Below are 14,266 nucleotides of genomic sequence, written 5' to 3'. Positions count from 1 at the left end.
ATGAATGAAACACTAAAAAGATCAATATCGGGGGCTGTTTATATTTTATTACTAATAGCTTCAATACAATACTCTATAGATACTTTTTTTGTTCTATTTGGAGTTTTTTTATTAATAGCAGTATTCGAATTTTGCAATCTCGTACACTTAAACAAGATTGCACCAATTATAACAGCCTGTTTATTCTATTCCTTTTTTTATAAAATTGCTATAGCCGAAAAAGATGATGGAGTTTTATACGTACTTCGGTATAACAGAAATTTTGATTTAGCCGTATTATTTTCATCCCTTATCGTCTCATTAAAATGCATTGTCTTTTTATTTGACAACAAAAATTTAAAAGTAGATTCCTTTTCAAAATTTGCTTATCTGATTGGATATATAATTCTGCCATTTGTTATTATCACAAAAATACCTTTTGGAATTAAGGGGTACAACCCAAACATCCTGATTAGTATTTTTATTTTAATATGGACCAATGATACATTTGCTTACTTGGTTGGAAAATCAATTGGTAGACACAAATTATTTGAAAGGATTTCTCCTAAAAAAACCATTGAAGGATTTCTGGGTGGTATAGGATTTGCAGTACTTGCAAGTTATTTTATTTCAAAATATTTTTTAATGCTTCCAGAAAAAAACACATACATCTGGCTTATAATTGCAGCAATTGTTGGTGTTTTCGGAACTATTGGAGATTTAGTTGAGTCCAAATTCAAGCGGATTTCAGAAAAAAAAGACAGCGGCAACATCATGCCCGGCCATGGAGGCATCCTAGATCGATTAGATAGTGTTATCTTTGTAGCACCAATTATATTTTTATTTTATCAAATTTTAAATTATGTTTCATAAAGAAGGAACTCAAAGTATTTTATTAGGCACTATTGTTACTGCTGTTGTTTTTTTAGCATCAGACTATTTTATCCAGACAGAATGGATTAAAATGGCTATTGAAATTGTAACTTTGTTATTATTGATTATCATCCTGCAATTTTTTAGAAACCCTAAAAGAACTGTAGAAATAAACGAAAATCATATTATTGCTCCTGTAGACGGAAAGGTAGTTGTGATAGAAGAAGTATTTGAAAGCGAATATTTTAAAGACAAAAGAATTCAGGTTTCTATATTTATGTCTCCAATAAATGTTCACGTTACTCGTTACGCAATAAGCGGATTAGTAAAATTCAGCAAATACCATCCCGGTAAATTTCTTGTAGCCTGGCATCCAAAAGCCAGTGAAGAAAATGAAAGAACAACCATTGTTGTTGAAAATAAAACTTTCGGAGCTATTTTGTACCGTCAGATTGCAGGTGCATTAGCAAAGCGTATTGTAAATTATGCACAGGAAGGCATGCAGGTTGTACAAGGCACCGATGCTGGTTTTATTAAATTTGGTTCAAGAGTAGATATTTTTCTGCCTCTAGGCACTCCGATTAATGTAGAATTAAATCAAAAAGCAATTGGAGGAAAGACTATAATTGCAATTAAGGCTTAATGATTGAAAAAGATTTAGACAAACAATTTCAAGAAGCAGTTGAAATTGCTTCTTCTATGACTCAAGCATCTTTACCGCAGGATGTGCAGCTGCGTCTTTATGCTTTTTACAAACAGGCAACATTTGACAAAAGTAACTTTAAAGTCACAGACAATTCTGACTTAAGAAATGCTTTTAAAACTAATGCCTGGATTCAGATCAGTCATCTTACACAAAATGAAGCCAAGAAAAAATATATTAAATTAATTCATTCCCTAATAAAGTAATCGTATTATTTTTTATGAAAAAAAACACTTTTATATTAGCAAGCCTGCTCTTTATTTTGGTCTTAGTTTCTTGTAATGAAAAAAAAATGACTGAAGTTGTAGAAGTACCATTACCTGCAGTACAAGAAAAAATAAAAATAGGCAATCCAAATGATTTAAAAGCAAATGAAGGCTCTTTTCAATTGGAAAAACTATCGTTTGGCTATGATGCACTCGCACCGGATTTATCGGCTTTGACATTAGAATCTCATTATAAAAATTATTTATATTACACCAACAGCCTAAACAAAACAGTTCTGGGAACAGATAAAGAGAATCTTACCATTGAAGATATATTAAAAAAATTAGATATCAATGATACTGAACTCCGAAATAATGCTGGAGGATATTACAACCACACTTTATATTTCAATTCGATAGGTCCAAAAGCCGGAGGAGAACCAATAGATACTTTAGCTTCAAAAATCGCTACCGATTTTGGTTCATTTTCAAATTTTAAAACAGTTTTTAAAGACGCCGCAAATAAACAGTTTGGATCTGGATGGGTTTGGCTTGTAGTTGACAAAACTGGAGTTCTTCAATTATCAACAACACAAGATCAAGACAATCCATTAATGACCTATGCACCGGTTGTTGGATTTCACGGAACACCAATTTTAGGAATAGATCTTTGGGAACATGCCTATTTTATGGATTACCAATACAAAAAGAAAAAATATATCGATGATTTTTTCAGCATAATAAACTGGGAAAAAGTCAACGAAAACTACAAGGCTACTTTCAAAAAGTAAGAAACAAAAAAAGCTGATATCCTAAAAATATCAGCTTTTTTTATACTCCTTTAATCAGCTTAATCCAATTGATAAATAAATGATTCCAACGGATGAATTGTAATTGAAGCTTTTCCTTCGCCATTTGCAATATGCAGCTGAACAATACTTTTTCGATACAATTGATCGCTCAGCGTATAAGTTCCCTCTTTCAAATCCCATTTAGCGATTATATCTGCAGGAATCTTTAATTCAAAAGTATTAGAAGCTTCTGATGAAAAGTTAGTAAGAACTATTAATTTTTGATTGTCAGACCAGCGGACAAATGAATAAACATGATTTGGGTCATATCCAAGGCCTGCATGACGGTTTACTTCCTGAAGATCTTGAAACTGCCCCATTACTGCAGAACTTTTGGCAGAGAAATTTAATAATTTTTTATAAAAATCACGCAGATCTTTTTCACTTTTCGATAATTTTCCGCCGTCAAAAGCACCGTCATTCATCCATCGCTGATGATTTGGCACACCTACATAATCAAAAATGGATGTTCTGGAATGAGATCCAAAACCACCGTTTTCATTTCCTGCCTCTCCTACTTCCTGTCCAAAATAAATCATAATTGGTGCCGAAGTTATCATCGCAGAAACTACCATCATTGGTTTTCCTTTTTCAGGAGAACCTGCGAATTCTGGACTTGCTAATCGCTGTTCATCATGATTGTCCAAAAACTTCAGCATATGAACATCAATATCAGCCAGACCGCTTTGAATATAGGATAATCCATCAGGAGGTGTTTTTCCCTGAATAATATCTTTCAGTTTATCATAAGTCTCTACTTTATCATACAAATAATCCATTTTACCCAAATGAATATAATTGCGATACTCTCTCGGATTATAAACCTCCGCCATTAGAAAAGCGTCCGGATTTACATTTTTTATCGCTGAATTCATATAACTCCAAAATTCATAAGGAACCATTTCGGCCATATCATATCTAAAACCATCCACACCTTTAGCAGTCCAATACAACGCAATATCCCTGAACTTAATCCAGGAACTAGGCACGCTTTTATCTTTCCAAAAATCAAAATGTTCTTTAGAAGACAGTTTATCATAACCAGCTGGTAATTCAGGAAAATCTTTTGAACCATCTGGGCGTATGCCGTAATTTACTTTGACGGTTTCATACCAGTCATTTTTATCGGGTTTTGCCATTCTGGAACCGTTGCCAGTCCATTTAGCAGGATTTTCTTCAAACTTACCATCAATTAACGGATTACTTTCACCGTTCAGAGGTCTGTCTCCATCAGGTAACTGAAATGGGGTATTCGGAATGTAATAAAAATTATTATCTCTTTTGTATTCCACAGTAACATCATCATCGGCACCAAAATCTCTCACTCCTTTTGGATTGTTTTTTCCTTCATATTTACGGGCAATGTGATTGGGAACAATATCAATAATAACTTTAAGACCTGTTTTGTGGGTTCTTTTTATCAATGCCTCAAATTCTTCTAAACGTTTTGCAGGATCAACTGCTAAATCAGGATTCACATTATAATAATCTTTTACAGCATAGGGCGAACCTGCCCTTCCTTTGACCACTTCCGGATCATCGTTTGAAATTCCTATTGCAGTATAATCCCTAATCACAGCATGATGCGGAACACCCGTGTACCAAATATGGGTAACACCTAAATCTTTTATCTCATGAAGCGCTTTGTCTGTAAAATCATTAAATTTTCCAACGCCATTTTCTTCAATTGTTCCCCACGGTTTATTGGCTGTGTTTTTGTTACCGAACAAACGGGTAAATACTTGGTAAACTACTGCTTTATTTTCAGAAACGATTTCTTTCTTTTGTCCACTCATTTTTACATCTTTAGTTTTACATGCTACAGCGATAAGCAAAATACTTATTCCTGTGATTACTTTTTTTGTAGTGCTCATCTATTTAAATCATAAAAAATTAAAAATACCCAATTGTTACATTTTAACACCTGTATCAATCTATAAATTTAATCTTTTTTCAAAATAAAGCAATGAGCAAAGTCTCCAAATCCAGTCTGTTTCACACTCAAAAAACCACTACAACGTAATAGCCAAACCCTTTGTTTATAACTATTTTATTTTCTAAAAAGCCTCTTCCTGATTACAGCAGTAAACTATTATAAATAAATCCTAATATCTATAGGGTTTGTTTCAATTTTCATAAATTTACAAAAAAAATCAGACCATTGAAGAAATCTTTATATTTCATTATCTATTGCTTAATATTACTTGGTGCAAATCATATTTTGGCACAGGCTCCTAAAAAAATTCATGTTGAACAATCTGACTTTGCCGATATGGATAAAGACAAATATCCAGGTGCTCTATTGCTAACCGGAAATGTAAAAGTAAGCCATGACGGTGTGGTTCTCACCTGTAATAAAGCTTACTTTTTCCAAAAAGAAAATTATTTAAAAGCTTTTGGAAATGTACAATTGGTACAGGGAGACACTTTATATTTAAATAGTAATTATGCTGAATACAGCGGCGAATTAAAAAAGGCTTTTGCAACTGGTAATGCTGTCATGAGCTCTCCAGACGCCACATTGGCAACAGATACAATCAATTTTGACAGAAATATTCAGGAAGTATTTTACAACACAAAAGGAACCATAATTAACAAAGACAATACTTTAAAAAGCAAATCTGGAAGATATTATGTGACCCAGAAAAAATTTCAATTCTTAACAGAGGTAACACTTACCAATAAATCATACGAAATTAAATCCAACCACTTGGATTATTACAGTAATTCCGGGCACTCTTATCTTTTTGGTCCATCAACAATTACCAGTAAAACCAATTATATTTATACAGAGAAAGGGTTTTATGATACCAAAAAAAATCTGGCACATTTCTTAGATAAATCTTATATAAAATATGATGACCGAATCATAAAGGGAGATAGTCTGTATTATGACCGAAATAAAGAATTTGCATCGGCAACACGAAATGTAAAAATAACCGATTCGGTCAATCGAGGAGTAATTCGGGGACATTATGCTGAATTATTCAAGAAAAAAGATTCTATGTTTGTTACCAAAAGAGCTTTGGCTGTCAATTTTGTCGACAATGATTCGGTGTATATTCATGGGAAAAAACTTATGGTAACCGGTAAAGAAGGTGACAGAATCATTCGAGCTTTTAACAATGTACGTTTTTACAAAACCGACATGAGCGGTAAATGCGATTCTATTCATTCCAGTTCTAAAATTTCTTTGACAAAATTGATAGGAAATCCAATACTCTGGAATGGAGAAAGCCAAATTACTGGTGATGTTATGCATCTCATTGGAGATAATAAGACTCAAAAACTAGACTCGCTCAAAGTACTCAACAACACCTTTCTGGTCTCGAAAGACACCCTTGGAACCGGATATAATCAGGTAAAAGGACAAAACTTATTTGGTAAATTTCTAGACGGAAAAATTCATGATGTTGATATTATAAAAAATGCTGAAATGATTTACTACATGCGGAACAATGCCAATGAACTAATTGGTATAGATAAAAAAGTATGCAGTAAAATCAATATCATCTTTGACAAAAATGACATAGACGAAACCACCTTTTTTAAGCAGGTAGACGGTATTGTTTATCCAGAAACTGAATTTCCCGAAAATGCCAGAGCCCTTCGCGGACTCAAATGGCGGGGCGATGAAAAGATTAAATCCAAAGATGATGTTTTTAGCAAAGAAGAAAATGCTGAAGAACTCAAAATCATTGAAGAAACACAAAAAGACAAAGCAAAAAAAGCTACACCGATGAAAGTTCGAAAAGAAACTTTGAATTATGATAAGAAGAACTCCAAAAGTAATCAGTAAGCAGTTTTTAGATGGCAGATTATGACTTCAACGATAAACCTTTAAACACATAAACTTTCCAAAAAGTGAATCCGGATTTTATAAAATACCAAGCACAAACTTCGCCATATCCATTGGGTATGGAAGTATCGCATGCCATTGGTTCCTATATTTTTGACACAAATAATAAAAAATATCTGGATTTTGTCGCAGGAGTTTCGGCCTGTACGCTTGGCCATCAGAACAAAAGAGTAAATGACGCTATAAAAGACCAGTTGGATAAATATTCGCATGTTATGGTTTATGGCGAATATTCACAAAGTCCCGCAGTAGAATACTGCAAATTGATGGCCTCTCTCCTCCCTGCTCCTTTAGACAAAACTTATCTGGTCAACTCAGGAACCGAAGCAATAGAAGGCGCATTAAAACTTGCAAAAAGAGTAACAGGAAGAAGCCAGCTCATTTCATGTCATAATGCCTATCATGGAAACACCATGGGATCGATGAGTGTAATGGGATTTGAAGAACGCAAGCAGGCTTTTCGCCCACTGCTTCCCGACATCGATTTTATAACATTCAATAATGAAGCCGATTTACAAAAAATCACCAATAAAACAGCAGGAATCTTACTCGAAACTATCCAAGGAGGAGCTGGTTTTATTGAGCCTCATAACGATTTTTTAAAGAAAGTAAAAGCGCGATGCGAAGAAGTAGGAGCTTTAATGATATTAGACGAAATCCAGCCGGGATTTGGCAGAACAGGTGCTCTTTTTGGATTTCAAAACTATGATGTAGTCCCAGATATTGTAGTCATGGGAAAAGGAATGGGTGGCGGCATGCCAGTTGGTGCTTTTACCGCTTCATCGGCAATGATGGATTTATTGACTGAAAACCCGAAATTGGGTCACATTACAACCTTTGGAGGTCATCCTGTCATTGCGTCAGCATGTCTGGCTACTTTGAAAGAATTAACTGAAACCTCAATCATTACAGATACTTTAGAGAAAGAAAATCTCTTCAGAAAGCTTTTGGTACATCCTTTGATTAAAGAAATAAGAGGAAGAGGATTGATGCTTGCTGCCATGACGGAGAGTGCAGACATCACAAATGAAGTGATATTAAAATGTCAGGACAGAGGTTTGATTCTATTTTGGCTTCTTTTTGAAGGATGCGCAATTCGAATAACACCGCCACTGACCATTTCCGAAGAAGAAATTCGAGAAGGCTGTGCAATAATTCTTGAAGTGATGAACGAAATGATGATTTAAGAATTTAAATTTAAAAAATAAATATTTAAGGTTTGACATTGACTTTTGAATTTGACTTTTGATATTGCCATTGAAAAACCTGTTAATTAAATTGTTCACAACAAATAGAATCCTTCCTCTTTTCAACAATACGTTTCCTTAATTTTAATTTAGGATAATTTAAAAACACACAGTATGCAATTAAGCAACGAAGAAGAAGATTATAACTTATCCCTATCCAAATTTGAGTCTATGTTGAAAACCAACAAAGTGCTCTTTTTTGACTCCGAAGAATTTGAAGAAATCATTCTTCATTATCTCGATATGGGCAAGTCTGCATTGGCCAAAAAAGCTTTAAAATTAGCACTGGAACAGCACCCAAGATCCAGTGGCCTTAAATTAGTCCAGGTAGAAATGCTGATTTATGATGATAAACTCGAAATGGCCGAAAAGCTATTGAATGAGCTGTATGCTATCGAACCAACAAACGAAGAAATTTATATTCAGAAAGCCAATATCTGTTCCAAAAGAGATCAGCATGAAAAAGCCGTAGAAATGCTCAAAATAGCATTGAAATATACAGATGACTATGCTGATGTGTACAACTTAATGGGAATGGAATATCTTTTTATGGATAATCTTGAACTTGCCAAAGACAGCTTCATTAAATGTCTCGAAGAAGATTTTGAAGATCAATCGGCATTATATAATGTGGTATATTGTTTTGAATTTTTAGATCAAAATCAGGAAGCAATTGCCTATCTGAATAAATACATCAACAAAAATCCTTACAGCGAGATTGCCTGGCATCAATTAGGCCGCTTGTTTTATGGCGTGAAGGAATATGAAAGTGCTATTCATGCATTTGAATACGCGACTCTTATTGATGAAGAATTTCTAGGTGCTTTTATGGAAAAAGCAAAAGCACTGGAACGTCTAAAGAAATATGAAGAAGCCATTGAAAGCTACAACAGAACATTGGAACTGGACGACGCCACTTCATATGCTTTGCTTCGAATAGGAAAATGCTACGAAAGATTAGGCAATAAAGTTCTAGCCTTGAAATATTATAACAAAACTGTACATGAAGATCCTCTTTTAGACAAAGGCTGGATTGCCATTACTGATTTTTATGTACGCCAGAAAAACTTCCAAAAAGCATTATTTTTTGTCAATAAAGCATTAGCAATTGATAATCAGAACAAATTATACTGGAAACGTTTTGCCGCTATCAACAAGCAGATGAACTTTTTTGAAGAAGCTGAATTTGGCTATCGAAAAGCAGTAGAATTTGGAGATTATCAGCTCGACACTTGGCTGTTTTGGGTTGACATTTTACAGTTTTTAGGAGAATTTGAAAGTGCAATACAAACATTACTGCAGGCTTCAGAATATTTTCCTGAAGAAAACGAAGTCGAATACCGTTTGGCTGGATTGTATTTTATGCTTTCAGACAATATCAAAGCTAAATTTCATTTAAGTAATGCTTTGCGTCTGAATTATGACAATTACATCCTGTTAGAAGATTTATTCCCTGTGGTTTGGGAGAAAAAAATGGTACGAAATTATATTGACAAACATAAAAAACAATAATGACTGAAGTTTTAAGGAGACGATTTGGTTTATTAGGCCGCAATATCAGCTATTCCTTTTCAAAAGGATATTTTACAGAAAAATTCAGCAAGGAACATTTTGAAGGCTGTACCTATGAAAATTTTGACATACAGGAAATCAATGAGTTTACCGAATTAATAAAAAACAACAATAACCTTAACGGATTGAATGTCACTATTCCTTATAAAGAATCCGTGATTCCTTTTTTAGACAAATTATCTAAAAACGCAGTCGAAATTGGGGCTGTAAACACCATAAAATTTACCAAAAAAGGAAAATTAAAAGGCTACAACACCGATTATTACGGTTTCCAAAAATCTCTTGAACCATTATTACAGCCACATCACAAAAAAGCATTGATTCTGGGAACCGGCGGCGCTTCAAAAGGAGTTGCCTTTGCTTTAGACCAATTGGATATCACTTATACATTTGTTTCCCGCGGGGACAAAGAAAACTGTATCGATTACAGCCTTATCAATGCTACTACGTTTGATAACTACCAGATTATCATCAACTGTACTCCAGTAGGAACAAGTCCAAATGTGGATTTATTTCCGCTTATTCCCTACGAATACTTCACAGAGAAACATATTGCCTACGATTTGATTTACAATCCTGCTGAAACACAATTTCTAAGTAAAGCAAAAACTCAGGGCGCACAGATTAAAAATGGTTTGGACATGCTTATTTTTCAAGCAGAAAAAGCCTGGAAGATATGGAATAAATAGAAAAATACTTTTTAAACACAATACCTCAAAGCCCTCAGAAGGATTTTCCTTTTGAGGGCTTTGTGCGTAAAAACATTACCTCTGAATCTCTTCATTTACGGTTTACCGTAATACAGTCATTTAAAAACTCCGTTAATTTATGTGAATATTTTAGGTATTTAATTTAAAAAATTAAAATCATGCTAAAAAGAACTATTCTTGTCGAAAACAAATCTTCAATCAGCACCAAAAATCTGCAGCTGATTATTAAATCTGAAGTAAGAGAAAGTTCAGTTCCAATAGAAGATATAGGGTTTCTTGTTCTTGACAATCCTGAAATTTATTTGAGTATTCCAGCTATGAACCTGATGATTGAAAACAATACAGCCGTCATTATCTGTTCCAATAATCACTTGCCCAATGGCATGTTCCTGAACCTCAACAGCCATCATATACAGCAGGAAATATTCAAAAATCAAATCGAAGCTACTGTTCCTCTAAAAAAACAATTGTGGCAGCAGACCATAATCGAAAAAATAAAAAATCAAGGAGAATTACTGGAAAGATTAACCAAAAATAAAAATCAATTTGATTATCTGGCCACCAAAGTTTTGAGTGGTGACACCAGTAATATGGAAGGAGTTGCTGCTCAGCATTATTGGAAATATTTTCCATTTCCAAATCAGGAAAAAGAAGGCATCAAAAGAGAACGCTTTGGAGATTACCCTAACAATTTTCTAAATTATGGTTACGCCATATTGAGAGCGGCCACTGCAAGAGCGGTTTCAGGAAGCGGCCTGCTCAACACGCTCGGCATTCACCATAAAAGCAAATACAATGCCTTTGCTCTGGCAGATGATATTATGGAGCCCTTTAGGCCAATAGTAGACGAAAAAGTGTTCCAAATCATGCAGTGCTATGATGAACAGGAATTAAACACTTTACTTAAATCCGAACTATTGCAGATTCTTACACGGACAGTTTATTTCAAAGAAGAGAAAAGCCCTTTAATGGTTGGATTGCAAAAAACAGCCAGTTCCTTACAGCAATGTTTTACGGGCAACAGAAAAAAAATAAAATATCCTAAATTATGGAACTCAACGGATACCGAATAATGTGGCTGTTCGTATTTTTTGATTTACCTACGGAAACCAAAAAAGACCGTAGGAATGCTTCTGGATTTAGGAATAATCTTTTAAAAGATGGATTCTCCATGATGCAATATTCTGTGTATGTCCGTCATTGTGCCAGCAGTGAAAGTGCCGATGTACATGAAAAACGCATTCACAAACTTTTACCTCCTTTAGGAAAAGTGAGTGTTTTACGAATTACCGATAAGCAATTTGGCAATATCCAGAATTTTTGGGGCAAAGCCGAAATTCCCAAAGAACCTCAGCCCACACAATTGGAATTGTTTTAATGCTTCTCAAAAAAAGTATCTGCCATCCATTTTTCAGGATTCAAATCAATGTAATTACTTATATTTTGATAAGATCTCTCATTTCGAATAATGTGATCATGAAAAGATCTTTGCCAGGCAAAATCTGCAAAACCAGCATGATGCATCATTTTTGACGATGTTGTTTTAAAGGCACCAATCAAACTTGACAATGATTTTATTTTTATTTCATTATCCTGTACGGACAGCTTGCGAGCTGTCCCTTCCTTTATTTTATCGCGACCTGTCCCTACCGTCAATTTCTTTTTATCAATTTCAATAACCATATGAACATGATTGGGCATTATCACAAAATTATGGACATCAACATATTTATATTGCTCGGCCAGCCATTCTATCTGATTCTTTACAATTTTCCCGAATTCATTTAATTCCATCTTTTTTATAAATTCATCCGAATTCATTATAATATCCAATTCATTGATATTCGGTACAGACAGGTCGCGACCTGCCCCTACATCAACCACCGCCCCCAAACAACAAACCCTATCCTTAACACAAATCGTAACGAAATATAAATTATCAGTGGAATAATCAAATCCTTGCATTCTATTTCTTTTTCTATTTTTCATAAACAATCTATTTATACATTACAACAATCTTCATGCCACCACAAATACGGACAGGCCACTCGTACGGGCAGGTCGCGACCTGTCCCTTCACCGAATCCAACTATAATTCTCATTATAAAAATATTGAAATCCAAATTATTACAAATAAAAAAATGCTTCAATCCTGGGTTATCAATCCAAAAAAGAAGCATTTTTTTATACGATATTTCAATTTAATCACATGATTATCAGAAGGAAACAAACCAACTAATATCGTGTTTTCTAATCTTTAATCAAACCACAACTAGACCACGTCGGAAACGTGTTTGCTCACAATATCGTGTTTTCTAATCTTTAATCAAACCACAACACACAAATACTAACACAATGCCAGAAAATGAATATCGTGTTTTCTAATCTTTAATCAAACCACAACAATTAATGACAAAGGTTCATGACGGAATTAATATCGTGTTTTCTAATCTTTAATCAAACCACAACCGTGCCTACAATTCCAAGTATTTCACGGTTAATATCGTGTTTTCTAATCTTTAATCAAACCACAACAGTCGTTTTACCTCTAATTCGGTTGTGTAAAATATCGTGTTTTCTAATCTTTAATCAAACCACAACAAACAGCGTGACGCAAGCGCACGACATACTAATATCGTGTTTTCTAATCTTTAATCAAACCACAACCGCATCTGTTTTGCCTTTAAAATAATTATTAATATCGTGTTTTCTAATCTTTAATCAAACCACAACCAGATCTTTTAGAAACATTGAACGATACTCAATATCGTGTTTTCTAATCTTTAATCAAACCACAACTCCTTCCCAATAATTCAATGGTGCGAGCTAATATCGTGTTTTCTAATCTTTAATCAAACCACAACATTTTATGAGTTTTGAAAATAAATTGCGAAAATATCGTGTTTTCTAATCTTTAATCAAACCACAACGGAAAGTTCCGCATCCTTCAATTATTCTTAATATCGTGTTTTCTAATCTTTAATCAAACCACAACAAAAATCATTAACTACACTTCGTGAGCGTTAATATCGTGTTTTCTAATCTTTAATCAAACCACAACCAAACCACAACGGTAAGCGTTGAAGATTTTAATATCGTGTTTTCTAATCTTTAATCAAACCACAACCATAGCTGCCTCTTGTTTCTTGGTAGCTTCAATATCGTGTTTTCTAATCTTTAATCAAACCACAACAAAACGGTCCTGCTTGCCGGTAAACTGAAAAATATCGTGTTTTCTAATCTTTAATCAAACCACAACAAGTTATGAGGTTGTAGTTATTATTAAACGAATATCGTGTTTTCTAATCTTTAATCAAACCACAACAGTTACATAGTTGATAGTTTCTTCGTTTACAATATCGTGTTTTCTAATCTTTAATCAAACCACAACAGATTCATCTGTTACTTTTTGTCCTAGTACAATATCGTGTTTTCTAATCTTTAATCAAACCACAACTTTATAAATGTCCCAGTATGCTAGGTACTTAATATCGTGTTTTCTAATCTTTAATCAAACCACAACTATTATTCTGTCTCTTTCTTTGTCATATAGAATATCGTGTTTTCTAATCTTTAATCAAACCACAACAGTACATTCGAGAAAATAAATTGGATAGAAAATATCGTGTTTTCTAATCTTTAATCAAACCACAACTATTTGATATTAGATTGTTTGGACGTAACTAATATCGTGTTTTCTAATCTTTAATCAAACCACAACTCTGTCCGGCAAGTGTGATACTGTCAATAAAATATCGTGTTTTCTAATCTTTAATCAAACCACAACACTTCGAAATGATGAAATTATTGAAATCAAAATATCGTGTTTTCTAATCTTTAATCAAACCACAACAAAAAGTGTTTTATCAATTTTCCCGCTTCAATATCGTGTTTTCTAATCTTTAATCAAACCACAACATCCTTAATTGGTACATTCCAAATGTCTTTAATATCGTGTTTTCTAATCTTTAATCAAACCACAACAAGTTGCTCGTAGTTGCTTATATAGATGGAAATATCGTGTTTTCTAATCTTTAATCAAACCACAACCGTTACCAGGTTTTAAATCTAGTAAAAAGAATATCGTGTTTTCTAATCTTTAATCAAACCACAACGCAGTAAAATGTATCTGTTAGAAACAATACAATATCGTGTTTTCTAATCTTTAATCAAACCACAACGTGAAATGACAATTACATCTGCTGATTTGTAATATCGTGTTTTCTAATCTTTAATCAAACCACAACTTACAAGTCCAAACAGTCT

The 14,266-nt window shown here is 33.7% G+C and carries 12 protein-coding genes and 1 CRISPR repeat array (1 of these 13 only partly in view); of the genes, 10 read left to right on the top strand and 2 right to left on the bottom strand.

Annotated features, from left to right (window positions below):
- The 4 genes from IRZ80_RS14090 (at position 1) to IRZ80_RS14075 (ending at position 2,552) form a co-directional block, all read left to right on the top strand.
- The gene (locus tag IRZ80_RS14090; RefSeq protein ID WP_194642210.1) at positions 1–852 is read left to right on the top strand and encodes a phosphatidate cytidylyltransferase; all 852 of its coding nucleotides are present in this window, start codon (positions 1–3) and stop codon (positions 850–852) included.
- Positions 842–1,495: a phosphatidylserine decarboxylase family protein gene (locus tag IRZ80_RS14085; RefSeq protein ID WP_194642209.1), complete on the top strand. Its 654-nt coding sequence runs from the start codon at positions 842–844 to the stop codon at positions 1,493–1,495. Before IRZ80_RS14090 ends, IRZ80_RS14085 begins: the two co-directional genes overlap by 11 nt.
- A complete protein-coding gene (locus IRZ80_RS14080) occupies positions 1,495–1,761 on the top strand; it encodes an acyl-CoA-binding protein (protein WP_194642208.1) in 267 nt (88 codons plus the stop codon). The genes IRZ80_RS14085 and IRZ80_RS14080 overlap by 1 nt, the downstream gene beginning before the upstream one ends.
- Positions 1,762–1,847: 86 nt before the next feature.
- Complete coding sequence (locus IRZ80_RS14075) at positions 1,848–2,552, top strand: superoxide dismutase (protein WP_228520913.1); 705 nt, start codon at positions 1,848–1,850, stop codon at positions 2,550–2,552.
- A gap of 59 nt (positions 2,553–2,611) precedes the next feature.
- On the opposite strand, the gene IRZ80_RS14070 is transcribed toward IRZ80_RS14075, so the two are convergent.
- Positions 2,612–4,486 (bottom strand): alpha-amylase family glycosyl hydrolase, encoded by a 1,875-nt coding sequence (locus IRZ80_RS14070; protein WP_194642206.1) that lies wholly within the window; start codon positions 4,484–4,486, stop codon positions 2,612–2,614.
- 287 nt (positions 4,487–4,773) lie between these two features.
- On the opposite strand from IRZ80_RS14070, the gene IRZ80_RS14065 reads away from it, so the two are divergent.
- From IRZ80_RS14065 to cas2, 6 genes are all read left to right on the top strand, one after another.
- Positions 4,774–6,411 carry an OstA-like protein gene (locus IRZ80_RS14065; protein ID WP_228520912.1) on the top strand — a complete coding sequence of 546 codons (1,638 nt, stop codon included), beginning with the start codon at positions 4,774–4,776 and terminating at the stop codon, positions 6,409–6,411.
- Between the two features lie 65 nt (positions 6,412–6,476).
- On the top strand, positions 6,477–7,658 hold the full coding sequence (locus IRZ80_RS14060) for an aspartate aminotransferase family protein (protein WP_194642205.1): 1,182 nt from the start codon (positions 6,477–6,479) through the stop codon (positions 7,656–7,658).
- A 174-nt stretch (positions 7,659–7,832) separates the two neighbouring features.
- Complete coding sequence (locus tag IRZ80_RS14055; protein WP_194642204.1) at positions 7,833–9,230, top strand: tetratricopeptide repeat protein; 1,398 nt, start codon at positions 7,833–7,835, stop codon at positions 9,228–9,230.
- The gene (locus IRZ80_RS14050) at positions 9,230–9,979 is read left to right on the top strand and encodes a shikimate dehydrogenase family protein (RefSeq protein ID WP_194642203.1); all 750 of its coding nucleotides are present in this window, start codon (positions 9,230–9,232) and stop codon (positions 9,977–9,979) included. The genes IRZ80_RS14055 and IRZ80_RS14050 overlap by 1 nt, the downstream gene beginning before the upstream one ends.
- A 179-nt stretch (positions 9,980–10,158) precedes the next feature.
- Positions 10,159–11,073 carry a type II CRISPR-associated endonuclease Cas1 gene (cas1, locus tag IRZ80_RS14045; protein WP_194642202.1) on the top strand — a complete coding sequence of 305 codons (915 nt, stop codon included), beginning with the start codon at positions 10,159–10,161 and terminating at the stop codon, positions 11,071–11,073.
- Positions 11,049–11,378, top strand: coding sequence for a CRISPR-associated endonuclease Cas2 (gene cas2 / locus IRZ80_RS14040; protein ID WP_194642201.1), 330 nt, complete (start codon positions 11,049–11,051; stop codon positions 11,376–11,378). The genes cas1 and cas2 overlap by 25 nt, the downstream gene beginning before the upstream one ends.
- Here the strand turns inward: cas2 and IRZ80_RS14035 are convergent.
- On the bottom strand, positions 11,375–11,989 hold the full coding sequence (locus tag IRZ80_RS14035; RefSeq protein ID WP_194642200.1) for a transposase: 615 nt from the start codon (positions 11,987–11,989) through the stop codon (positions 11,375–11,377). The two genes, cas2 and IRZ80_RS14035, sit on opposite strands and share 4 nt — an antisense overlap.
- A gap of 248 nt (positions 11,990–12,237) precedes the next feature.
- Positions 12,238–14,266: direct repeats of the CRISPR family, unit length 36 nt; unit sequence AATATCGTGTTTTCTAATCTTTAATCAAACCACAAC; it runs 967 nt beyond the window's last position.

Source organism: Flavobacterium sp. HJJ, assembly GCF_015351475.1.
Lineage (GTDB): Bacteria > Bacteroidota > Bacteroidia > Flavobacteriales > Flavobacteriaceae > Flavobacterium > Flavobacterium marginilacus.
This window is presented reverse-complemented; position numbering and strand designations above follow the sequence as displayed.